Source organism: Microbacterium sp. AG1240, assembly GCF_003635115.1.
Classification (GTDB): domain Bacteria; phylum Actinomycetota; class Actinomycetes; order Actinomycetales; family Microbacteriaceae; genus Microbacterium.
The window spans coordinates 1,547,666-1,569,775 of record NZ_RBXJ01000001.1 but is presented as its reverse complement, the minus strand read 5'-3'; the positions used below and the strand labels follow the sequence as shown (position 1 = coordinate 1,569,775).

Genomic DNA, 22,110 nt, shown 5'->3' with positions numbered 1-22,110 from the left:
AATCCGGGCATAGCTGGTCGCCAGTGAAGGCACGTCCGGTTGACAGGTGGGGTGGAGCCGTCTCGCAGGCGACGCGAAGGGCCCCCGACCGAGGTCGAGAGCCCTTCGTGTCGGTGCGTCGATCAGACCAGCGAACGCAGCACGTACTGCAGGATGCCGCCGTTGCGGTAGTAGTCCGCTTCACCGGGGGTGTCGATGCGCACGGTGGCGTCGAAGGTCACCGTCTCCTTGCCGTCGGCGGAGAACTCGCTCGGCGCCGCGGTCACCTTCACGGTCTTCGGCGTGGTGCCCTCGTTCAGCTGCTCGAGACCCTCGATCGAGACGATCTCCGTGCCGTCGAGCCCGAGCGACTCCCAGCTCTGTCCGGCCGGGAACTGCAGCGGAACGACGCCCATTCCGATGAGGTTCGAGCGGTGGATGCGCTCGAAGCTCTCGGTGATGACGGCCTTCACGCCCAGGAGGCTCGTGCCCTTCGCCGCCCAGTCGCGGGACGAACCGGAGCCGTACTCCTTGCCGCCGAAGACGACGAGCGGTGTGCCCTGCTCGGCGTAGTGCTGGCAGGCGTCGTAGATGAACGACTGCGGTCCGCCGGGCTGGGTGAAGTCGCGGGTGTACCCGCCCTCGACGACCGCGCCGTCGTTGACCGCGCTGACCAGCTGGTTCTTCAGTCGGATGTTCGCGAACGTACCCCGGATCATGATCTCGTGGTTGCCGCGACGCGAGCCGTAGGAGTTGAAGTCCTTGCGGTCGACACCGTGCTCGACGAGGTACTGACCGGCGGGGCTGTCGGCCTTGATGTTCCCGGCGGGGCTGATGTGGTCGGTCGTGACCGAATCACCGAGCGTCGCCATGACGCGGGCACCCGAGATGTCGCGGACCGGGGTCAGCTCCATCGTCATGCCCTCGAAGTACGGGGGCTTGCGCACGTAGGTCGACTCGTCGTTCCACTCGAACACGTCACCGGTCGGGGTGGGCAGGTTCTTCCAGCGCTCGTCGCCCTCGAAGACGGTCGCGTACTGACGCGTGAACATCTCCTCGTTGATCGACGAGTCGATCGTGGACTGCACCTCCGCAGCATCCGGCCAGATGTCCTTGAGGAAGACGTCGTTGCCCTCGGTGTCCTTGCCGAGCGCATCGGTTTCGAAGTCGAAGTTCATCGAGCCCGCGAGCGAGTACGCGATCACGAGCGGGGGGCTCGCGAGGTAGTTCATCTTCACGTCGGGGTTGATGCGACCCTCGAAGTTACGGTTGCCAGAGAGCACCGCGGTGACGGCGAGGTCGTTCTCGTTGATCGCCGCGGAGACCTCTTCGATCAGCGGTCCCGAGTTTCCGATACACGTCGTGCAGCCGTAGCCGACGGTGTAGAAACCGAGGTCCTCGAGATCCTGCGTGAGGCCGGCCTTCTCGTAGTAGTCGGTGACGACCTTCGAGCCCGGTGCCAGCGTGGTCTTGACCCACGGCTTCGCCTTGAGACCCTTCTTGACCGCGTTGCGGGCGAGGAGGCCGGCGGCGAGCATGACCGACGGGTTCGAGGTGTTCGTGCACGACGTGATCGCCGCGATCGTGACCGCGCCGTGGTCGAGCGTGAACGATTCCCCACCGGCCAGCGTCACCGGCGACGGCTTCGACGCCGACTTCGGTGTGTGGCTGTGGTGGGTGTGCTGGTGGTCGTTGTGCTCGTCCTCGGGCGTGTTCGACGGCGGGTCGGATGCCGGGAACGACTCGGATCCCTCGAGGTCGACCAGATCGTGGTCGACCTGGGCGTAGTTGGTGAGGTCGCTCTCGAACTGCTGCTTCGCGTTGGTCAGTTCGATGCGGTCCTGCGGACGCTTCGGACCCGCGATGGAGGGGACGACCGTCGACAGGTCGAGCTCCATGTACTCGCTGAACACCGGCTCGACGGAGGCGTCGTGCCAGAGGTGCTGTTCCTTGGCGTAGGCCTCGACGAGGGCGAGCGACTGCTCGCTGCGACCGGTGAGCCGCAGGTAGTCGATCGTCACGCTGTCGATCGGGAACATCGCGGCCGTCGAGCCGAACTCGGGGCTCATGTTTCCGATGGTGGCGCGGTTCGCCAGCGGCACCGAAGCGACGCCGTCGCCGTAGAACTCCACGAACTTCCCGACGACCCCGTGCTTGCGCAGGAGGTCGGTGATCGTGAGCACCACGTCGGTCGCCGTGACACCGGTCGGGATGGCGCCGGTGAGCTTGAAGCCGACGACCTTGGGGATGAGCATCGAGACGGGCTGTCCGAGCATCGCGGCCTCAGCCTCGATACCGCCGACGCCCCACCCGAGCACGCCCAGGCCGTTGACCATCGTGGTGTGCGAGTCGGTGCCGACGCAGGTGTCGGGGTAGGCGCGCAGCACGCCGTCGAACGAGCGGTCGTAGATGACCTTCGCGAGGTGCTCGATGTTGACCTGGTGCACGATGCCGGTGCCCGGGGGGACGACCTTGAAGTCGTCGAACGCGGTCTGTCCCCAACGGAGGAACTGGTACCGCTCGCCGTTGCGCTCGTACTCGATCTCGACGTTGCGCTCGAGGGCGTTCTCGCTGCCGAACAGGTCGGCGATGACGGAGTGGTCGATGACCATCTCGGCGGGCGAGAGCGGGTTGATCCGCGACGGGTCGCCGCCGAGGGCCGCCATCGCCTCACGCATCGTGGCGAGGTCGACGATGCAGGGCACTCCGGTGAAGTCCTGCATCACGACGCGGGCGGGAGAGAACTGGATCTCCGTGTCGGGCTCTGCCGCAGCATCCCAGGACCCGAGCGCCTCGATCTGCTCCTTCGTCACGTTGGCGCCGTCTTCGGTGCGCAGGAGGTTCTCCAGCAGCACCTTGAGGCTGAACGGGAGCTTCTCGTAACCGGGGACGGTGTCGATGCGGAAGATCTCGTAGTCGGTGCTGCCGACTGTCAGGGTGCTCTTGGCACCGAAGCTGTCAACCGTGGACACGTGCGTCTCCTTCGTCGGCGGTGCGCGGGCATTACCCGCACGAACCATCTTCTCCAGGTCGCTCACGACCGGCTAGCAAGGTGGACCTAACCGTGGAGCGTGGGGAATTTATCTTGATGTCGAGATAAATATATCAGGAACCGGTCGTCCGGGTCTTGACGTACAGCGCTCGCACGGCGAGGAGCGTCACGGCCACGAGCGGAGCGAACAACGGCAGCCCCATGGCGATCTTGAGGGTGCCCAGTAGGGCGACCGCGCTCTCGCGGTTCGCCGGATCGAGCGATGTGAGGTAGATCGGAAGCTGCACCGCCAGCCGGGCGAAGAACAGCGCTGCCCACGCGAGCGTCAACCAGAAGAAGGTGCGGCGCTTGCGGCGATCGCTCCGCCAGGCCACGCCCTCCCCCATTAAGTACCCGGCGGCCAGTCCGATGATCGGCCAGCCGACCACGGCCGAGACGAGCATCGCGAGACCGTACCCGGCGTTGGTGAGGAGCCCCGGAACGAAGTTGTCGGACGGATTGCCGGTGATGAGCGCGAGAACGGCGGCCGCGCCGGCCGCGACCAGTCCGCCGATGGCGGCGGAGGGCGGCGATTTCTGCACGAGGCGGATGATCGTGAAGACGACGGCGATGCCGACCGAGGCGATCAGGGCGGGAATCAGCTCCTGAGTGGTCGTGAACACCACCACGAACAGAAGACTGGGGAGCACCGACTCGAAGATCCCGCGCCATCCGCCCATGGCCGACCAGACCGCGGCGCCGGTCGAGGTGTGCTGGGCGGGGTCGAGCCCGGCCCGACGCGCCGCTTCGCCCAGAGCCGAGCTCAGAGCGTCGGACGCGGAGGGCGGCTCGAGGCTCGTCGGCGTCTTCTCGTCGGGCGCGGGCTCGTCGGTCACGGCGTGCCGGGGGTCGCGGGCATGCGCAGGGGGATCAGGTCTCGCGGCGGCATGGGAGCGCCCCCGCGCACGACGACGATCGATCGGAAGAGGTCTTCGACCTGGGCGGCCGCCTGCACGTCGCTCGTTGCCGCACCGCCGATCACGCCGCGCAGGAACCACCGAGGCCCATCCACGCCCACGAAGCGGGCCAGTCGCATGCCCGCACCGGCGCCGTCTGCCTGAACGGGGACCTCCGCGAGGAGCTCGGGGCCGAGAGGTCCTTCCCGCTCCTCGACGCGTCCGCCCTGCTGGCGCACCTGAGCTCGGATCTGCTCGCGGGTCTCCTCCCAGAGACCCGCGGTGCGCGGCGCTGCGAAGGGCTGCACCTGGAGCGTGGAATCCGCGTAGTCGAGACCGACGGCGACGATGCGCTTGGTCTGCTCCTCGACCTCGAGGCGGAGGTTCAGTCCCTCGCGCGGGAGGATCTTGATGCCGCCGAGGTCGATGTAGGGCCGGACGGGGTTCGCCTCCGACTCGTCGAAGGGTCCGTCGACGCTCCGGTCGCCCAGAGGTGACTGATCGGGCGTCTCGCCCGTGGACACATCGCTCATGCCGTGCCTTCTTCCCGCGTCTGATATCCGGTGGACCCGAAGCCGCCGCTCCCGCGGACGCTGTCGGGCAGTTCGTCGACCGGCACGAACGTCGCCCGGTGAACGGGCATGACGATGAGCTGCGCGATGCGGTCGCCGGGGGCGATGTCGTAGCGCTCTGTCGTGTCGGTGTTGAGGAGGGCGACCTTGATCTCGCCGCGGTAGCCGGCGTCGATCGTGCCGGGCGCGTTGACGATCGTGATGCCGTGCTTCGCCGCGAGACCGCTACGGGGAACGACGAAACCGACGTACCCGTCGGGGAGGGCGATGCTCACCCCCGTGGCGACGAGCGCACGCTCGCCGGGCGCCAACGACACCTTCTCCGCGGACGTCAGGTCGGCGCCGGCGTCGCCGGGATGTGCGTACACCGGAGGTTCGGCCGCGATAATGGGGACGTCCACGGTTTCGGTCACCCCACGAGGGTAATGCAGGCAAGAGGGTGCAGCATGCGTGAACGACCCGCATATCGCGAACGGCTCAGCCCGTCGCTCTGGGTGCTGGTCGCGGCCGCCGTCTGCGCCCCGATGGCGGCTCTCGTGTTCGCGCCGATCGACACGACGCTGGCTCTCGTCGTGGGAGTGGTGGTCGGCGTGGCGATCGTGGTCGCCTTGGTGCTGCTCTCCCCCGTTATCGAGATCGACGACGATGAGCTCCGTGCCGGCAAGGCGCACATCGACGTCGCCCTCCTGGGCGACCCGGTGCCGACGGAGGGTCTGGAGGCCCGGGCCGCACGCGGCGCGGGCCTGGACCCGCGTTCGTGGATGCTGATCCGCGGGGGGATCGACGGTGTCGTGACCATCCCCGTCACCGATCCCGACGATCCCACTCCCGTATGGGTCGTATCTACTCGGACGCCCGACCGCCTCGCGGCCGGCATCCGTCGTGCTCAGCTCAGGCAGCGCACTCCACGCAGATGAAGCCGGGGCCGTCTTCGTGGTCGATCTGCGAGCGGTGCTTCACGAGGAAGCAGTTCATGCAGGTGAACTCGTCTTCCTGAGGGGGCAGCACGACGACGTCGAGCTCGAGGTCGGAGAGGTCAGCGCCCGGGAGTTCGAAGCCGGAGGGGTTGTCGGAATCCTCGACATCCACCGACCCCGACATCTTGTCGGGCACGCGCTCCTTGAGGGCCTCGATCGACTCGCTGTCGTCCTCGGTCTTGCGCGGTGCGTCGTAATCGGTGGCCATGCGTGAACGTCTCTACTTCCGGTGATGCGGGATGTGTCGCCCGAACGGGCGGCCACAGTTTGCATGAACGGCGTCCGTTTCGCAAATGCGCTCGGATCGGCCTCAGGCGTTGCGATGAAACTCGCGGCGCGCCCCGGATATTCCCGCACTCGGGGGCGGTGCGTGCGACCATGGGCGCTAACCGCAGAACGAAGGGGTGTTTCCGCATGGAACAGCTCAAGGTCATCGGAACCGAGGACGACGTCCTCGTGCTCGCGACCGAATCGGGCGAGCGTTTCACGCTGCCCGTCGACGAAGTGCTGCGCGCCGAACTGCGCCGCACGCGACGCGATCGCGACGAGCGCGTTCCCCGCGCCAGTCCTCGCGAGATCCAGGCGCACATCCGCTCCGGGCTCTCTGCTCCGGAAGTGGCCGCGCTCCTCGGGGCGAGGCTGGAAGACGTCGTGCGTTTCGAGCGCCCCGTCCTCGCCGAGCGCGAGCACGTGGTGGGCCAGGCTCTCGCCGTGCCCGTACTGCTGGGCGGCGACCTCGAGCACGACGCCCCGGTGACCTTCGGTGCGGCCGTGAGGGCGAAGCTGGCCGAAGCCGGAGCGAGCAACGAGCGCTGGACGAGCTGGCGCGGACCGAACGGGTGGATCGTGAAGCTGGAGTTCACGGCCAACGAGGTCGACCACGACGCCCGATGGGGCTTCGAGCCCCGGCGGAGCTCGCTGTCCCCGCAGAACTCCGATGCGATCCAGCTGTCTCGTCAAGGTTCGCTGCCCGAGGGTCTCATCCCCCGTCTGCGTGCGCTGGATACCCCGCTCGCGAAAGATGACACGCGTTTCGACAGCGGAGCCTTCGGCCCTCGTCGTCTGATCGAGCCCGAGGTCGACCTCGCGCCCGAGACCTCTTCGCACGCCACTCCCGCCGTGCAGGATGCTGCGATCAAGCGTGCCCCTGACGCTCCCGTGACGTCGTCCGAGACGGCCGACCTCCTCGAAGCGCTCCGTCGCCGTCGCGGGCAGCGCGAACCGCTGCCGGGAACCGACCCCGACACCGCCCCGACCCGCACCGTGGCGCCGGTCGCTCTCTTCGACGCACTCGAACCGGGTTACGAGGAGTCCGCGCCCGAGCCGGCGCCCGAGCCCGAGTCGCAGACGGATGCGGCGACCCGACGCAAGGGTCGCACCTCCATGCCGTCGTGGGACGAGATCGTCTTCGGCGCTCGTTCCGACGACGCGTAGCTCAGGCGAAGGCGCCCAGGCGCAGGAGGGGAACGACCCGTTCTTCGGCGGTGAGTGAGCCGTGCTGGCCCACCATCTTCTGCGCGCCCTTGTCGGCGAGGCGGTCGTCGTAGTACGCCACCGCCGAACGCGCGGCGACGACCACGTCTCCGATGCGGTCGCGCACCGCCTCGGCGACCGGGCCGAAAAGGCCCGCATCGATGGCCTCGTCGCGCGTCATGACCCACGACCTCGACGACTCGGATGCGAGCCACTCGGCGTGCACCTCGCTCGCGCTGCCGGGGGCGGTGTAGAGGTGCAGCATCCGCGGTTCGCCGCCGATGCCGGCGACGCCCGCGACCAAGGGGCTGTCCGCGGTGAAAAGCAGCTGACGGTGACGAGGGACGTCGACCATCCCGTGGTCGGCGGTGACGAGAGCGCCCGCGTCGGCGGGCAGGGCCTCCGCCAGGCGGCGTGCCGCAGCATCCACCGTCTCGAGGGTCGCGCTCCACGCCTCGGACTCCCATCCGAGTTTGTGGCCGACGCTGTCGAGATCGGGCGCGTAGAGGTAGACGAGGGCACCGCTGTGTCGCGCGGCGAGGTCGGCGGCGATGGCCACGCGTTCGGCGAGGTCGACCGCACTGACGAACTCGGCGCCCCGCAGGGTGGCCTCGGTGAAACCCGTGCCGACGTACTCGGGCCGGGACACCACGAAGCACGGTCGACCGCGTCGTGACTCCCGCTGCATGAGGGGCTCCTCGCGCTGCCACGTCTCGGGGTCGAGCCCGTCGGTCTCCCAGCCCTTCAGCTGGTTCGGCAGCACGTCGGTGCCCGGGATGCGCAGGCGGTAGCCGACGATCCCGTGCTGGCCCGGCGGTGTGCCGGTCAGCAGGCTCGTCAGAGCCGCGGCCGTCGTCGACGGGAAGACGGTGCGCGCGACGTCGCGCTTCGTCGTGAGGGAGGACAGGAACCGGGCGTGCCCCTTGCGCGCGGACAGGTTCAGCGACCCGAGCCCGTCGACCACGCAGATCACCACGCTGCGGGCGGGGGCGAACCATGCGGACTGACCGGTGAGTGCGGCGATCGACTCGGTGGCCACACCGGTGAGGCTCCGGGCGTGCGGGGGGTCGGCCGGTAGGCTGAGGGACATCCCGGTCAGTCTCGCACACGCGAGCTGCACGCGTCGGGACCCGACCCGAACCACTCCCGAGGCAAGAGGTACATGCCTGCATCCCGGCCCTCCCCCGCAGCTGCCGCGAACGTCGTCGAACGCATCGAAGACGTCGATGTGTCGACCGAGATGCAGGGGTCGTTCCTCGAGTACGCCTACTCGGTCATCTATTCGCGCGCCCTCCCCGACGCCCGCGACGGACTCAAGCCCGTCCAGCGGCGCATCCTCTATCAGATGGCAGAGATGGGCCTGCGTCCCGACCGCGGCCACGTGAAGAGCGCGCGCGTCGTCGGCGAGGTCATGGGAAAGCTCCACCCCCACGGAGATTCACCGATCTACGACGCGCTGGTGCGTCTCGCCCAGTCGTTCACCCTCCGCGTGCCGCTCGTGGACGGGCACGGAAACTTCGGGTCGCTCGACGACGGACCCGCCGCGTCCCGCTACACCGAGGCGCGGCTGGCGCCGCCCGCGCTCGCCCTGACGGAGAACCTCGACGAGGACGTCGTCGACTTCATCCCGAACTACGACGGACAGTTCCAGCAGCCGGAGGTTCTCCCGGCTGCGTTCCCCAACCTCCTCGTGAACGGGGCGACCGGCATCGCGGTCGGTATGGCGACGAACATGGCGCCGCACAACCTCATCGAGGTCGTCGCCGCAGCGGTGCATCTGCTGGCGAACCCCGAAGCCAGTGTCGAAGAGCTGATGGAGTTCGTCCCCGGCCCCGACCTCCCCACCGGTGGCATCATCGTGGGGCTCGACGGCATCAAGGACGCCTATACGAACGGCCGCGGAACCTTCCGCACACGGGCGAAGGTCTCCATCGAATCTCTCGGCCCGCGCCGTACCGGCCTCGTCGTCACCGAGCTTCCGTATCTCGTGGGCCCCGAACGCCTGGTCGAGAAGATCAAGGACGCGGTCACCGCGAAGAAGCTGACCGGCATCTCCGACGTCACCGACCTCACCGACCGCAATAACGGACTTCGTCTCATCATCGGCATCAAGACGGGCTTCGACCCGCAGGCCGTGCTCGAGCAGCTCTACCGTCTGACGCCGTTGGAAGACTCCTTCGGCATCAACAACGTCGCCCTCGTCGACGGCCAGCCGAAGACTCTCGGACTCCGGGAGCTGCTGCGGGTCTACATCGACCATCGCATCCGGGTCGTCACCCGGCGGAGCGAATTCCGGCTGGCGCGCAAGCAGGAGCGCCTGCACCTCGTCGAGGGTCTTCTCATCGCGATCCTCGACATCGACGAGGTCATCCAGGTCATCCGCGGTTCGGATGACGGCGAGGCGGCGCGACTGCGCCTGATGGAAGTGTTCGACCTCTCGCAGGCGCAGGCCGAGTACATCCTCGAACTGCGTCTGCGCCGGCTGACGAAGTTCTCGCGCATCGAGCTCGAGGCCGAGCGCGACGCGCTGAAGGCCGAGATCGCGCACCTCATCGAGCTGCTCTCGAGTGAGGCGCTGCTGCACGCGCAGGTCGCTCGTGAGCTCGAAGCCGCGGCCGAGGCATACGGCACGCCGCGACGCACGATGCTGCTCAACGGCGGACCTGTCGTGCCGCGCTCGGCAAAGGCTGCGGCAGCCGCCGACCTCCAGATCGCCGACGCCCCGTGCCGTGTCTTCCTCTCGGCCACGGGTCGCATGGTGCGTGCCGAGCTCGTCGCCGACGCCCCGGACGGGGGCATCGTGGCGCCCTCTCGCAGGTCGAAGCACGACGCCATCCGTTCCGCCGTCGACAGCACGACCCGGGGCGACCTGGGGGCCGTGACCAGCAAGGGGCGCCTCGTGAGGTTCACCCCGGTGGATCTTCCTTCCGTCCCGGCCAACTCGGTGCAGCTCGCCGCCGGCACGCGCGTCGATCAGTACCTCGGGCTCCCGGGCGGAGAGCACGTCGTCGCCATCGTTCCGCTCGATGAGACCCCGCCGCTCGCGATCGGCACTGCGCACGGCGTGGTCAAGCGCGTCGCGGCGTCGGAGATCACCAACAAGCCCGATATCGAGATCATCGCGCTCAAGCCCGGTGACCGAGTGGTGGGCGCGGCTCCCGCCCCCGACGATGCCGAACTCGTGTTCGTCGCGGCCGACGCGCAGCTTCTGCGATTCGATGCCTCCTCCGTGCGGCCGCAGGGCCGATCGGCGGGAGGTATGGCCGGTATCCGGCTGTCGACCGGCGTCGAGGTCGTCGCGTTCGCGGTCGTGCCCGCATCGGCTGCGCAGACCGTCGTCGTCACCGTCGCCGGTGACTCGACGGCCCTCCCCGGCACCGACGCGGGGTCGGCGAAGGTCTCTGCGTTCACCGAGTATCCGCCCAAGGGGCGCGCCACCGGCGGTGTGCGCGCCCAGCGCTTCCTCCGCGGCGAGGATGCGCTCGTGCAGGCCTGGGTCGGAGAAGAGCCGCGCGCGGTCGGTCCGGACGGCTCCACGCGCGCACTCCCCGATGCGGGAGCGAAGCGCGACGCGTCGGGCTCCGCGCTCGACGGCTCGGTGGGTGCCATCGGAACCGTCGTCCGCTGACGCGACGGCGCCGCGCGCCGCACGTCGGCGACGGCTCCGATGCAGGTCGACCACGCAGCATCCGTTCGACGTCCCACCCGCGTCGTTCGTCGGCGCGTCTCAGACGTCGATGCGCTCGCGCGCCAGCCGATCGCTCGAATCGATGATGAACTCCTTGCGAGGAGCCACGTCGTTGCCCATCAGCAGTTCGAAGACGGATGCGGCGACCTCGGCGTCTTGCATGCGCACACGCCGGAGCAGCCTGCCACCGCGGTCCATCGTGGTCGTCGCGAGCTGGTCGGCGTCCATCTCGCCGAGGCCCTTGTATCGCTGGATGGGTTCCTGCCACCGCTTGCCCGACTTGGTGAGCTTCGTGAGCAGCCCGTGGAGCTCCTGCTCCGAATACGTGTAGATCGTCTCGTTGGGCTTCGAACCCGGGTTCATCACGATGACCCGGTGCAGCGGTGGAACGGCGGCGTACACCCGGCCCTCGTCGATCAGCGGACGCATGTAGCGGAAGAAGAGGGTGAGCAGGAGGGTGCGGATGTGGGCGCCGTCGACATCGGCGTCGCTCATCAGGATGATCTTGCCGTAGCGCGCCGACTCCAGGTCGAACGAGCGACCCGAGCCCGCGCCGATGACCTGGATGATGGAGGCGCACTCGGCATTCGACAGCATGTCGCTGATCGATGCCTTCTGCACGTTCAAGATCTTGCCGCGGATGGGCAGCAGTGCCTGATACTCGCTGTTGCGCGCCAGTTTGGCCGTGCCGAGCGCCGAGTCGCCCTCGACGATGAAGAGCTCGGATGCGTCGACGTCGTTCGTCCGGCAGTCGGCGAGCTTCGCCGGCAGCGACGAAGACTCGAGCGCGCTCTTCCGGCGCTGGGTCTCTTTGTGCTGGCGGGCGGAGATGCGCGCCTTCATCTCGGAGACGACCTTGTCGAGCAGGAGCGAGGTCTGCGTCTTGTCGTCGCGCTTCGGGGAGGCGAAGCGCGCGGCCAGCTCTTTCGCGACGACGGTCGAGACGATCTGACGCGCCGCCGGCGTGCCGAGGATCTCTTTCGTCTGCCCCTCGAACTGGGGCTCGGGAAGGCGCACGGTGAGGACGGCGGTCAGCCCGGCGAGGATGTCGTCCTTGTCGATCTTGTCGTTGCCGACCTTCAGTCGCCGGGCGTTCTGCTCGACCTGGCTGCGCAGCACCTTCATCAGCCCGACCTCGAAGCCCTGCTGGTGCGTGCCGCCCTTGGGCGTCGAGATGATGTTGACGAACGAGCGGACGCGCGTCTCGTAGCCGGTGCCCCATCGCAGTGCGACGTCGACCTCGCACTCGCGCTGCACCTCGGTCGGCACCATGGCGCCGGTGGGCTGGAGCACCGGGACCGTCTCGACGAACGACCCCGTTCCGCTGAGGCGCCAGGTGTCGGTGACGGCCGCGTCGGGGGCCAGGAACTCGGCGAACTCCGAGATGCCGCCGTCGAAACGGTAGGTGGTCTCGACGGGCTCGGTCGACACGGCGCCGTCGGCGCCCGCCGAGGGGCGCTCGTCGCGGATGACGATCTCGAGACCGGGCACGAGGAAGGCCGTCTGCCGAGCGCGCTGCTCGAGCTCCTCGAGGTTGAACGAGGCGTCTTTGGTGAAGATCTGCCGGTCGGCCCAGTATCGGATGCGTGTGCCGGTCACACCCTTCGGATCCTTGCCGACGACCCGCAGTTCGCTCTTCTTGTCGAAGGGGCTGAACGCCGAGTCGGGCGCGTCGCCGGCGAACGAGCCGGGCTCACCGCGGTGGAACGACATCGCCCAGGTCTTGCCGCCCCGGTCGACCTCGACGTCGAGGCGTTCGGACAGAGCGTTGACGACGGAAGCGCCGACACCGTGCAGACCGCCGGAGGCGGCGTACGAGCCGCCGCCGAACTTGCCGCCCGCGTGGAGCTTGGTGAAGACGACCTCGATGCCGGACAGACCGGTGCGGGGCTCGATGTCGACCGGGATGCCGCGGGCCCGGTCGCGGACCTCGACGCTGCCGTCGGAGTGCAGCACGATGTCGATTCGACCGCCGTGCCCGCCGAGCGCCTCGTCGACGGAGTTGTCGATGATCTCCCACAGGCAGTGCATCAGACCGCGGGAATCGGTCGATCCGATGTACATTCCGGGGCGCTTGCGAACCGCCTCGAGCCCTTCCAGGACCTGCAGATGATGGGCGGAGTACTCGGCTGTCACAATCTCCAACGATAACCGTGGCGCCCGACACGTGGCCCGAGGACACACGGGCGGGCATTCCCGCGTACGCGTAGAGCGAAATGTCGGGACACGACGGCATACCCCCCGGATACCCGTGGTTACATGTCATGCACGCACCCGAACGCGTTGCACCGAGGAGGCACCGAGATGAGCACCACATCGACACCGACGGAGAACACCGCCGTCCTCGACTACCGACTCACGGCAGCCGATCGCTGCGACTCCTGCGGCGCACAGGCCTACATCGCCGCAGAGGTGAACGGCAGTGAGCTGCTGTTCTGCGCACACCACGGTCGCAAGTACGAAGAGAAGCTCCGCAGCATCGCCACATCGTGGCACGACGAGACCGCGCGCCTCAGCGAGAGCGTCTAGTCGACGCGTCCCTCGTAGCGACGAGGGATCAGCGGCGAGAGTCGCACGAGGATCTCCTCCCCCACCGATCCGATCGCCTCGGCGAGATCGGTGGGGGATTTCTCGTTGTCGGCGCCGCCGAAGACGGTCACCGCATCCCCGATCGATGCCGACGCCCACCCCGAGATGCGCGAGTCCTCGCCCACAGATTCGAGCCGGCGCGGACCGACCGGCGTCATCACCTCGACACGACCACCGAGTGTGCTGGGCAGGCCGTCGAGGGCCCCGAGCCCGATATGCGCGCCGTCGTCCTCGACGCTCGTGACCTCCGCGCGAAGGGTCGAGATCAGCCGTACGCCCAGATCGCGCTCGTCGATCCCGCCGGCTGAGCGCACGCCGTAGGCGAACGCTCCGATCCGCACCAGGTCGTACCGGAATTCCGCACGGGCGAACGACGCCGCGCTGGCCGCCAGGTGCCGGTGCGAGGGGCGGAGACCGGCCTGCTCGGCCACCGCCACAGCCGCGTCGAAGATGCGCCGGGCATCGTCGTCGTCGGCGTCGGATGCTTCAGCGATGTGGCTCCAGACACCCACGACCTCGACGATGCCCTCCTCGACGAACGCGGCGACCCGCGCCACGAACGCGGGCCATTCCTCGGGCCGCACGCCGTTGCGGTGCAGACCTGTGTCGATCTTGAGGTGGACGCGGGCCCGGTGTGCGAGCGTCCGAGCCGCCTCGGCGACGTCCTCGAGCGACGCGGCATCTCCGACGCCGATGTCGAGGTCGTCGCGGACGGCGTCGACGGCGTCGTCGGCTGTCGCCGTCATCCACACGAAGATGCGGGCTGCCTCGCCGAGTTCACGGCGGACCTCCCGGCCGGTGCCGACGTCGAAGGCGCCGAACCAGCGAACGCCCTCCCCGGCGGCGCGACGCACGATGGGTACGAGGCCATGCCCGTAGGCGTCGTTCTTCACGACGAGCATGGGCTCGGAGGGCGCGACGGTCTCCCGCACCCGCGCGAGGTTCGTCGCGAAGATATCGAGATCGACGTGCAGCGCGGCGCTCATGCGGTGACCCGTCGTGTGGCGTGCAGTCCCGCGGCGGTGACCAGTTCGCCTCCGGAGAGGCCGGTCGCGGCGCACCACTCCCCCAAAGACGGCTCGTCTCGAGCGGGATCGCCGAAGAAGACGGCCTCGTCGCCGCGCTGGATCGCCGCATCCGCGATCTCGACGACGCAGACGTCCATCGCGACCCGTCCGACGATCGGACGGCGGAGTCCAGCGAAGGTCACGTCGACGCAGCCGCCCAGAGAGCGCACGACCCCCTGACCGTAGCCGCCGGTCACGAGTGCGATGCGGGTGTCGGCGGCCGCGCGGTAGAGGTAACCGTACGAGACGCCCTCGCCGGCGCGGAGATCTTTCGTCGCGAGCACTGCGCCGCTGAACCGCAGCGCGGGGGTGGATGCTGCGGGGGCGCCGGGTAGACCGAAGAGCGCGACGGGATCGAGGGAATCGGGCGTCGTTGCGTTGCGCGGATCGGCCGGAGTCACACCGGATTCCGTCAGGGCACGGACGACGACGTCGACGCCATGGCCCCAGGCGTCCGACCGGAGGAGGCGAGAGGGGTACGTGCGGGCCCGGGAGGCGAGCGCGTTCTGCATCAGCGCGGCACGGGAGACGGTGGCGAGCGGGGTGCGATCGGGCCGGCTCTCTGCTCGCTCACGGAAGGCCCCAGTCACGACAACTAGACTAACGGGGTCTCGTCCGCCGACCCCGGAGCTCCTATGCCAGACCAGGGCTTCGCCCTCGCGCCCCGCCTTCGCTACCTCGTCGGGCGCGCCCGACGCATCGACGTCGGATCCGTCTTCGAGCGCGCGCGCGAGGCGTCGCGCGACCACGGGACGTGGACGCCGCTCGTCGTCGTCGACATGCTCTGGCAGGCGGGTTTCCGCAACGTCGGGTTCCAGGACTACATCGACTACGACTTCTCGATCCTGACCCGTGCCGAGCGTGCCACCTACATGACGCACCCCGTCTCGAATCAGATCTCGCAGAAGTACGACCACCCCGACTACCGGCACATCTTCCAGGACAAGGTCGAGTTCGACCAGGTGTTCAGCGAACACCTGCACCGCGACTGGATGGTGGTGACGGAAGGCAACGCCGACGAGGTGAAGGCCTTCGCCCAGCGACTCGGCACGATCGTGACGAAGGAGCCCGTCGGTCAGGCCGGCACCGGAGTGCACCGCTATCACGCGGCCGAGGTCGAAGACTGGGCGCAGTTCCACCGCGGCCTGTGGGAGCGGGGCGAGCTGCTCATCGAAGAGGTCATCTCGCAGCATCCCGACCTCGCCGCCGTCTGCCCCGGCACCGTGAACACGACTCGGGTGACTGCGTTCTTCGACGGTCAGCGCACGCACATCCTCGCCATGGCGCAGAAGTTCGGTCGCGGCGCGGTCAGCGACCAGATGACCTTCGGCGGCTTCTACACGATGCTCGACGAGTCAGGTCGGGCGGTCGGTCCCGGTTACGACTCGCACGGTCACGTGCACGAGACGCACCCCGACTCGGGCTTCCGCATCGCCGACTTCCAGTTGCCCCTGATGGACGAGGTGCGCGAGTTCGTCGATCGCGTCGCGCGGGTGGTCCCCCAGGTGCAGTACGTGGGGTGGGACATCGTGGTGACGGCCGACGGTCCGGTGCTCGTCGAGGGCAACTGGGGCGCGGGAGTCTACGAGAACAAGCCCAGCGTCACCGGCATCCGCACCGGTCACAAGCCCCGGTACCAGGCCGCGATCGGGTTCTGACAGAACGACGAAGCCCCGTTGCCGGCATCCGATACGGGATGACGAGAACGGGGCTTCGTCGTGTGTCAGGCCTTGCGCACCAGACCGAGCGGTGTCGACTCGTGCCCTTGGCCGAGAGGGTTGTCCGACAGGATCGCCAGGAGGCGCCGCTCGCCGGCCTTGTCGAGGGTCGAGCCGAGGATGTTACCGCCCAGGTCGTTGATGTCGACCACCGCCACCTCGGCGGCGACCGGAAGCATCGACTTCACGTGCGCCGCTACTTCGCGCGGACGCTCGGGGCCGAGCACGACCGCCTTGTTGTACGGAGGGATGGTGCCCTTGGTCGGGCCGTCGATCGCGCGGGCCTTGTCTCCCGCGATGCGGTAGAAGTCGCCCTTGCGCCCGAACGCCTTCGTCACCGCAGAGACCGCGGCGGCGAAGAGGATGCGGGGCGTGCCGCACTCGCGGAGCGCCATCTCCATCGTCTCGGGCATGCCGAGACCGATGCCGTACGGCGTGCGCGTGACGTACTTGGAGAGGAGCAGCGCCAGGCGGCGCGGCGTGATGTCTTCGACCAGGTAGGAGCGACCCTGGGTGATCGCGACGATCTTCTCCGTCACGAAGAGGATGTCGCCGGCTTCAACGGCCCCGACCGCGTACTCCCGGAGGAAAGCGTCGAGGTCGTCGCCCGGCAGCACGACCCGGGTGCGGATCGGGATGCGGGCGAACGACGAACCGTCGACGGTCGTGGTGAGGGCTTTACCGGCGTTTGCTGCGTCGGTCACGAAGGCTCCCGCTTACTCGAGGTAGTCGCGCAACGACTGCGACCGGCTGGGGTGGCGGAGTTTCGCCATGGTCTTCGACTCGATCTGGCGGATGCGCTCGCGCGTCACGCCGAACGTGTCGCCGATCTGGTCGAGGGTCTTGGGCTGCCCGTCACCCAGGCCGAAGCGCATGCGGATCACGCCGGCCTCGCGCTCGGAGAGCGAATCGAGGAGCGACTCGAGCTGACGCTGCAGCATCGTGAAGCCCACCGCGTCGGCCGGGACGACCGCTTCGGTGTCCTCGATCAGGTCGCCGAACTCGCTGTCGCCGTCCTCGCCGAGCGGAGTGTGCAGCGAGATGGGCTCGCGCCCGTACTTCTGCACCTCGATGACCTTCTCGGGGGTCATGTCGAGCTCGCGGCTGAGCTCCTCGGGCGTGGGTTCGCGACCCAGGTCCTGGAGCATCTGGCGCTGGACGCGCGCAAGCTTGTTGATGACCTCGACCATGTGCACCGGGATGCGGATGGTGCGGGCCTGGTCGGCCATGGCACGGGTGATCGCCTGACGGATCCACCACGTGGCGTACGTCGAGAACTTGAACCCCTTGGTGTAGTCGAACTTCTCGACCGCACGGATGAGGCCCAGGTTGCCCTCCTGGATCAGATCGAGGAACTGCATGCCACGACCGGTGTAACGCTTCGCGAGCGAGACGACCAGACGGAGGTTCGCGCCGAGCAGGTGGCTCTTCGCACGCTGACCGTCGCGGGCGACCCACTGCAGGTCGAGTCCGAGCTGCTTCGACTTCTCGGCGGCCGACATGTGCGACAGCTTCTCTTCGGCGAACAGGCCGGCCTCGATACGCATCGCGAGCTCGACCTCTTCGGCCGCGTTCAGCAGCGGGACCTTACCGATCTGCTTCAGGTAGTCCTTGACGGGGTCGGCCGTGGCGCCGGTGATCTGCGCCGAGTAGACCGGCACCTCGTCGTCGTCGCCGGAGGAGATGACGATCGCCCCGGTGGGGAGCGGCTCGGTGAAGGCCGGCTTGGTCGACTCCTCCTCGTCGTCGTCGCCCTCGGTCTTCTTCGGGGTCGCGGCCGCGGGAGCGTCGTCGCTCGCGTCGTCGGAGTCGTCGGTGTCGTCGACCTCGACCTCGCCGTCGAGTTCGGTCTCGTCTTCGGCGTCTTCGTCGGTGGCCTTCGCCTTCGCCTTCGACGCTGCCTTCGGCTTGGCGGCTGCCTTCGCCTTGGCGGGGGCCTTCTTGGCCGGGGCCTTCTTCGCGGGCGCTGCCGCGGTCTCGCTCTCGACGTCGTCGAGGTCGGTGTCCTTCGGGGTGCGGGTCTTGGTGCTCGTGCCTGCCACGTTTCGCCTTTCGCCGGGTAGGTCCGTCGGCTGCCGCCGGACGTTCTCGGACACTAGTAAGACCCTTGTCAAGTCCGAACGGCGAAGCGGATGCGAACGCCGACCGGTCGACAACGGGTCAGGGTCTTCATTGTCGCACACGTTGGGCAGCGGACCTGACGCGCGCGGAAGGGTACACCTCGGATAACGCCGGGGTCCAGTGTGATATTCCGCTCAGCCCAGGCCGTTTCGGGGTTCGTCGTCACCGGAGGGGCGTGAGGCGAGGAAGCGCTCGAGCTCCGCGCCGAGTTCGTCGGCGCTCGGGAGGTCACCGGTGTGGATGATCGGCGTCGCCTGCGTCGAGCCCGCCATGTAGGAGTCGTAGCGCTCCTCCAGGCCTTCGATCATCCGAGTGAGATCGTCGCTCGCTCCGACCTGATCCTGCACCTTGGTCAAGAAGTCGCGATTCTCGTCGCGGAGACGGTCGCCGGAGAAGATGAGGCCGGTGGCGACGGTGAGGCTGTCGAGACCGGCCAGAGCGGCTGCGGGGTACTCGGTGTCGCCGAGGTAGTGCGGAACGAGCAGCACGAAGCCGGCGATCTGCGCCCCCGACTCCGCGAAGCGGTATTCGAGAAGGTGACCGACGGTGGCCGGCACCTGGGTCTGCGGGCGCCAGACGGAATGCGCCTCGATGAGGTCGGCGCGGGTGCCGCTCACCGTGGTACCGACCGGACGCGTGTGAGGGACGGGCATGGGGATCGCGTGGATCCACGTGACCGAGGAGACCTGCAGCGTCTCTGCGACCTCGAGGACGGACGCGGCGAAGGCATCCCACGCGAAGTCGGGCTCGTACCCGGCGAGCAGGACGAACGGTTGCCCGAGGGCGTCGTGCGCGAGGGAGACGTCGAGCCGCGGCGGCTGGTAGTCGGAGAGATGATCTCCGTCGAACGAGATGATCGGGCGTCGGGCGCGGTAGTCGAGCAGGACGTCGTTGGAATACGCGAAGACCGGCGACGGGTCGAGCTCGTCCCGGAAGTACTCCACCACCTGAGCGACGGCTCCTCCGGCGTCGGTGAAGCCGGTGAGCGCGATGACGAGCGGCAGACCCGGCGGCACCGGCGGCGCCGATGCGGCGCGTTCGTACAGCGGCGCTGAAGAGGGCATACCTCCACTCTAGAAGCCGTGCGCGACACGGGACCCGCGCGGGGGTCCCGCTGACAGCGAACAGCGCTCCTTAGGATGGAGTCATGCCGTTCCCCCGTCTCGCGCACAGCAGCTCATCGGTCCGCGAGGCCGATGCCGACGCGCTCCTCCTCGTCCTTCCGCACCTCGACGACACCACCGAGATCGACGGATGGCCCGGACTCGCGGCGCAGTTGCGACGTATCGGGTTCACCGGCGGCGCCGGTTCGTACCAGCGCATCGCCGCCGAAGGAGTCGAGCTGCCGCTGGCTGTCGCCGGGCGCGGACGCAAGGACGACGCCGCATCGCTGCGGGACGCTGCGGGCGCGGGGATCAGATCGCTCACCGGGTTCGACCGCGTCGCCGTGGCCGCTCCCGGCGCGGACGGCGACGTCTGGCGGCCGCTGGCCGAGGGCGCCGCGCTGGGCGGGTACCGCTTCGCGGGTTACGCGATGAAGCCCCCCGCATCACGTGCCACCGAGGTCACCGTGCACGCCGACGCCGCTCCGTCATCCGAGGACGTCGCCGCCGTCGCGGCCATCGGGGACGCCGTCGCCCTCGTGAAGGATCTCGTGACCACCCCGGCCGAGTGGCTGGGCCCGGCCGACCTGGCAGAACGCGCCCAGGCGTCCGTCACCGACCTCGCCGTCGACGTGCGCGTGTGGGACGAGGCCGCCCTGAGGGCCGACGGTTTCGGTGGGATCCTGGGCGTCGGGCAGGGATCGGACCGACCGCCACGCCTCGTGCGTCTCGACTACGCGCCCGCCGGCGCGACGCGCCACGTGGCTCTCGTCGGCAAGGGCATCACGTTCGATACCGGTGGTCTGTCGCTCAAGCCCGCGGCGTCGATGGTGGGCATGAAGTACGACATGTGCGGGGCTGCGACCGTTCTCGCCGTGGTGCGGGCCGCCGCCGCGCTGCAGCTGCCGGTGCGGGTCACCGGCTGGCTCTGCATCGCCGACAACATGCCGTCCGGTCGCGCGACCCGCCCGGGCGACGTGCTCCGGATGCTCGACGGGCAGACCGTCGAGGTGACCAACACCGACGCCGAAGGGCGGCTCGTTCTCGCCGACGGCCTCGTGGCGGCGAGCCGCGAGCATCCCGACCTGGTCGTCGATATCGCCACCCTCACCGGCGCCGTCACCGTCGCGCTCGGGACGCGCCACACCGGGGTGATGGGCGACGACGACGCTGTCGCCGATTACCTCGCCGCGGCGGACCGCACCGCCGAGCTGGCCTGGCGTCTCCCTCTGCCCGAGCACATGCGTGACGAGCTCGACTCCCCCATCGCCGACATGCAGAACGCCAAGATGGGCGATCCTGCGGGCGGCACGATGTTCGCGGGCCTCTTCCTCGAGCGGTTCGTCGGGCGCGTGTCTGACGACGCGGATGCAGCGCGAATCCCCTGGCTGCACCTCGACATCGCCGGGGTCGGGATGAACAAGGGCGGTGCCTTCGGATTCACCGACAAGGGAGTGACCGGGGCGGCGACGAGATCTCTCATCGAGCTCCTGGCCGCCGAGGCCCAGCGGTGACCGATCACGCGGCCGATGTGGTGATCCTCGGCGGAGGCAGCGGTGGATACGCTGCAGCTCTCCGTGCGGCGGAACTCGGAGCGTCGGTCGTGATCGTGGAGAAGGACAAGCTGGGCGGCACCTGCCTCCACCGGGGCTGCATACCGACCAAGGCGCTGCTGCACGCCGGCGAGGTCGCCGACACCGCGCGTGACGCAGCATCCGTGGGTGTGCACGTGCACCTCGACCGCATCGACGCCGCCGGCGTGCGCGAGTATCGCCAGGGCGTCGTGTCGAAGAAGTACAAGGGGCTCCAGGGCCTGATCAGCGCTCGGGGGATCACCGTCGTCTCGGGCGAGGGTGTTCTCGTCGAGGGGCCGGCGGTACGCGTCGGCGACGACGTCTACCGTGGTCGCGATGTGATCCTGGCGACGGGTTCGTACAGCCGCACACTGCCCGGTCTGGCGGTGGAGGGACGCGTACTCACCAGCGAGCACGCTCTCGAGCTCGATGTGATCCCCGACCACGTCATCGTTCTCGGCGGTGGGGTCATCGGCGTCGAGTTCGCCAGTGCGTGGCGCTCGCTGGGCGCCGAGGTCACCATCGTCGAAGCCCTCGACCGGCTGCTGCCGACCGAGGATGCGTCGTCCAGCAAGGCGCTCGAACGTGCGTTCCGCAAGCGCGGGATCGTCGCACGGACGGGCGTGCGCTTCGACTCGCTGACGCAGACCGACGATTCCGTCACCGTGCGGCTGGAGGACGGGACCGAACTGACCGCCGACTACGTGCTGGTGGCGGTCGGCCGGGCCGCGGCGACGGAGGGTCGCGGGTACGAGGAGGCCGGCGTCGTGCTCGACCGCGGCTTCGTGCGCACCGACGACAGGCTCCGCACCGATGTCGCGCATGTCTGGGCGGTCGGCGACATCGTGGTCGGCCCGCAGCTGGCGCACCGGAGCTTCCAACAGGGCATCTTCGTCGCCGAGGAGATCGCCGGACGTTCGCCGGTTCTCATCCCCGACGAGCAGATCCCGCGCGTCGCCTACTCGCGACCGGAAGTGGCGTCGGTGGGTGTCACGGAGGCAGACGCCGTCGCCGCACACGGCGCCGACGCGATCGTCGCGTACGAGTACAACCTGGCGGGTAACGCCAAGAGCGAGATCCTCGGCACCCCCGGTGTCGTGAAGATCGTTCGCAAGAAGGACGGCCCGATCATCGGTGCGCATCTCGTCGGCGATCGCGTCGGCGAGCTCATCACCGAGGCGCAGTTGGCGGTCGGCTGGGAAGCGCATCCAGAAGACATCGCACCGTTCGTCCATGCACACCCCACGCAGAGCGAAGCGCTCGGCGAAGCGTTCCTCGCTCTCGCGGGCAAACCGCTGCACACGCTCTGACGCATTCCGCGT

The 22,110-nt window shown here is 68.7% G+C and carries 19 protein-coding genes; 7 read left to right on the top strand and 12 right to left on the bottom strand.

What is annotated here, in order from left to right:
* Positions 1 to 122: 122 nt before the first annotated feature.
* The 4 genes from acnA to dut form a co-directional block, all read right to left on the bottom strand.
* Positions 123 to 2,951, bottom strand: coding sequence for an aconitate hydratase AcnA (acnA, locus tag DEU34_RS07410; RefSeq protein ID WP_121149449.1), 2,829 nt, complete (start codon positions 2,949 to 2,951; stop codon positions 123 to 125).
* Between the two features lie 133 nt (positions 2,952 to 3,084).
* Positions 3,085 to 3,846 carry a DUF3159 domain-containing protein gene (locus tag DEU34_RS07405; protein ID WP_121149448.1) on the bottom strand — a complete coding sequence of 254 codons (762 nt, stop codon included), beginning with the start codon at positions 3,844 to 3,846 and terminating at the stop codon, positions 3,085 to 3,087.
* Positions 3,843 to 4,439: a DUF3710 domain-containing protein gene (locus tag DEU34_RS07400; RefSeq protein ID WP_121149447.1), complete on the bottom strand. Its 597-nt coding sequence runs from the start codon at positions 4,437 to 4,439 to the stop codon at positions 3,843 to 3,845. Before DEU34_RS07400 ends, DEU34_RS07405 begins: the two co-directional genes overlap by 4 nt.
* Positions 4,436 to 4,891 (bottom strand): dUTP diphosphatase, encoded by a 456-nt coding sequence (dut, locus tag DEU34_RS07395; protein ID WP_183042382.1) that lies wholly within the window; start codon positions 4,889 to 4,891, stop codon positions 4,436 to 4,438. The genes DEU34_RS07400 and dut overlap by 4 nt, the downstream gene beginning before the upstream one ends.
* A gap of 33 nt (positions 4,892 to 4,924) precedes the next feature.
* Here dut and DEU34_RS07390 point away from each other — a divergent pair, with 33 nt between their 5' ends.
* Positions 4,925 to 5,395: a DUF3093 domain-containing protein gene (locus tag DEU34_RS07390; protein WP_259460060.1), complete on the top strand. Its 471-nt coding sequence runs from the start codon at positions 4,925 to 4,927 to the stop codon at positions 5,393 to 5,395.
* On the opposite strand, the gene DEU34_RS07385 is transcribed toward DEU34_RS07390, so the two are convergent.
* On the bottom strand, positions 5,370 to 5,663 hold the full coding sequence (locus tag DEU34_RS07385; RefSeq protein WP_116646549.1) for a DUF4193 domain-containing protein: 294 nt from the start codon (positions 5,661 to 5,663) through the stop codon (positions 5,370 to 5,372). The genes DEU34_RS07390 and DEU34_RS07385 overlap by 26 nt on opposite strands.
* A gap of 206 nt (positions 5,664 to 5,869) precedes the next feature.
* On the opposite strand from DEU34_RS07385, the gene sepH reads away from it, so the two are divergent.
* Positions 5,870 to 6,889, top strand: coding sequence for a septation protein SepH (gene sepH / locus DEU34_RS07380; RefSeq protein ID WP_121149444.1), 1,020 nt, complete (start codon positions 5,870 to 5,872; stop codon positions 6,887 to 6,889).
* A gap of 1 nt (position 6,890) precedes the next feature.
* Here sepH and DEU34_RS07375 read toward each other — a convergent pair whose 3' ends face one another.
* On the bottom strand, positions 6,891 to 8,018 hold the full coding sequence (locus tag DEU34_RS07375; protein ID WP_121149443.1) for an alkaline phosphatase family protein: 1,128 nt from the start codon (positions 8,016 to 8,018) through the stop codon (positions 6,891 to 6,893).
* Positions 8,019 to 8,090: 72 nt separating this feature from the next.
* Between DEU34_RS07375 and DEU34_RS07370 the strand changes: the two genes are divergently transcribed.
* On the top strand, positions 8,091 to 10,556 hold the full coding sequence (locus DEU34_RS07370) for a DNA topoisomerase (ATP-hydrolyzing) subunit A (protein WP_121149442.1): 2,466 nt from the start codon (positions 8,091 to 8,093) through the stop codon (positions 10,554 to 10,556).
* 99 nt (positions 10,557 to 10,655) lie between these two features.
* Here DEU34_RS07370 and DEU34_RS07365 read toward each other — a convergent pair whose 3' ends face one another.
* Positions 10,656 to 12,752: a type IIA DNA topoisomerase subunit B gene (locus DEU34_RS07365; RefSeq protein ID WP_396652106.1), complete on the bottom strand. Its 2,097-nt coding sequence runs from the start codon at positions 12,750 to 12,752 to the stop codon at positions 10,656 to 10,658.
* Positions 12,753 to 12,920: 168 nt separating this feature from the next.
* Between DEU34_RS07365 and DEU34_RS07360 the strand changes: the two genes are divergently transcribed.
* Positions 12,921 to 13,145: a hypothetical protein gene (locus DEU34_RS07360; RefSeq protein WP_121149441.1), complete on the top strand. Its 225-nt coding sequence runs from the start codon at positions 12,921 to 12,923 to the stop codon at positions 13,143 to 13,145.
* On the opposite strand, the gene DEU34_RS07355 is transcribed toward DEU34_RS07360, so the two are convergent.
* Together DEU34_RS07355 and DEU34_RS07350 are read right to left on the bottom strand one after the other, a co-directional pair.
* Complete coding sequence (locus DEU34_RS07355; RefSeq protein WP_121149440.1) at positions 13,142 to 14,191, bottom strand: alanine racemase; 1,050 nt, start codon at positions 14,189 to 14,191, stop codon at positions 13,142 to 13,144. The genes DEU34_RS07360 and DEU34_RS07355 overlap by 4 nt on opposite strands.
* Positions 14,188 to 14,862, bottom strand: coding sequence for an alanine racemase C-terminal domain-containing protein (locus DEU34_RS07350; RefSeq protein WP_259460059.1), 675 nt, complete (start codon positions 14,860 to 14,862; stop codon positions 14,188 to 14,190). Before DEU34_RS07350 ends, DEU34_RS07355 begins: the two co-directional genes overlap by 4 nt.
* Positions 14,863 to 14,907: 45 nt before the next feature.
* Here DEU34_RS07350 and DEU34_RS07345 point away from each other — a divergent pair, with 45 nt between their 5' ends.
* On the top strand, positions 14,908 to 15,930 hold the full coding sequence (locus DEU34_RS07345; RefSeq protein WP_121149439.1) for a sugar-transfer associated ATP-grasp domain-containing protein: 1,023 nt from the start codon (positions 14,908 to 14,910) through the stop codon (positions 15,928 to 15,930).
* Positions 15,931 to 15,995: 65 nt separating this feature from the next.
* On the opposite strand, the gene DEU34_RS07340 is transcribed toward DEU34_RS07345, so the two are convergent.
* From DEU34_RS07340 to DEU34_RS07330, 3 genes are all read right to left on the bottom strand, one after another.
* A complete protein-coding gene (locus DEU34_RS07340) occupies positions 15,996 to 16,694 on the bottom strand; it encodes a coenzyme F420-0:L-glutamate ligase (protein WP_121149438.1) in 699 nt (232 codons plus the stop codon).
* 12 nt (positions 16,695 to 16,706) lie between these two features.
* The gene (locus DEU34_RS07335; protein ID WP_121149437.1) at positions 16,707 to 18,032 is read right to left on the bottom strand and encodes an RNA polymerase sigma factor; all 1,326 of its coding nucleotides are present in this window, start codon (positions 18,030 to 18,032) and stop codon (positions 16,707 to 16,709) included.
* A gap of 213 nt (positions 18,033 to 18,245) precedes the next feature.
* On the bottom strand, positions 18,246 to 19,175 hold the full coding sequence (locus tag DEU34_RS07330; RefSeq protein WP_121149436.1) for a proteasome assembly chaperone family protein: 930 nt from the start codon (positions 19,173 to 19,175) through the stop codon (positions 18,246 to 18,248).
* An 83-nt stretch (positions 19,176 to 19,258) separates the two neighbouring features.
* Between DEU34_RS07330 and DEU34_RS07325 the strand changes: the two genes are divergently transcribed.
* On the top strand, positions 19,259 to 20,728 hold the full coding sequence (locus tag DEU34_RS07325) for a leucyl aminopeptidase (RefSeq protein WP_121149435.1): 1,470 nt from the start codon (positions 19,259 to 19,261) through the stop codon (positions 20,726 to 20,728).
* Positions 20,725 to 22,098 carry a dihydrolipoyl dehydrogenase gene (gene lpdA, locus DEU34_RS07320; protein ID WP_121149434.1) on the top strand — a complete coding sequence of 458 codons (1,374 nt, stop codon included), beginning with the start codon at positions 20,725 to 20,727 and terminating at the stop codon, positions 22,096 to 22,098. The genes DEU34_RS07325 and lpdA overlap by 4 nt, the downstream gene beginning before the upstream one ends.
* The last annotated feature ends 12 nt before the right edge of the window (positions 22,099 to 22,110 follow it).

What these genes read in the sequence shown, in the direction of transcription:
- DEU34_RS07400 (WP_121149447.1), bottom strand. Translation starts at nt 4,439, where the DNA reads ATGAGCGATGTGTCCACGGGCGAGACGCCCGATCAGTCACCTCTGGGC.
- DEU34_RS07390 (WP_259460060.1), top strand. Translation starts at nt 4,925, where the DNA reads ATGCGTGAACGACCCGCATATCGCGAACGGCTCAGCCCGTCGCTCTGG.
- DEU34_RS07385 (WP_116646549.1), bottom strand. Translation starts at nt 5,663, where the DNA reads ATGGCCACCGATTACGACGCACCGCGCAAGACCGAGGACGACAGCGAG.
- sepH (WP_121149444.1), top strand. Translation starts at nt 5,870, where the DNA reads ATGGAACAGCTCAAGGTCATCGGAACCGAGGACGACGTCCTCGTGCTC.
- DEU34_RS07375 (WP_121149443.1), bottom strand. Translation starts at nt 8,018, where the DNA reads ATGTCCCTCAGCCTACCGGCCGACCCCCCGCACGCCCGGAGCCTCACC.
- DEU34_RS07370 (WP_121149442.1), top strand. Translation starts at nt 8,091, where the DNA reads ATGCCTGCATCCCGGCCCTCCCCCGCAGCTGCCGCGAACGTCGTCGAA.
- DEU34_RS07360 (WP_121149441.1), top strand. Translation starts at nt 12,921, where the DNA reads ATGAGCACCACATCGACACCGACGGAGAACACCGCCGTCCTCGACTAC.
- DEU34_RS07355 (WP_121149440.1), bottom strand. Translation starts at nt 14,191, where the DNA reads ATGAGCGCCGCGCTGCACGTCGATCTCGATATCTTCGCGACGAACCTC.
- DEU34_RS07345 (WP_121149439.1), top strand. Translation starts at nt 14,908, where the DNA reads ATGCCAGACCAGGGCTTCGCCCTCGCGCCCCGCCTTCGCTACCTCGTC.
- DEU34_RS07330 (WP_121149436.1), bottom strand. Translation starts at nt 19,175, where the DNA reads ATGCCCTCTTCAGCGCCGCTGTACGAACGCGCCGCATCGGCGCCGCCG.
- DEU34_RS07325 (WP_121149435.1), top strand. Translation starts at nt 19,259, where the DNA reads ATGCCGTTCCCCCGTCTCGCGCACAGCAGCTCATCGGTCCGCGAGGCC.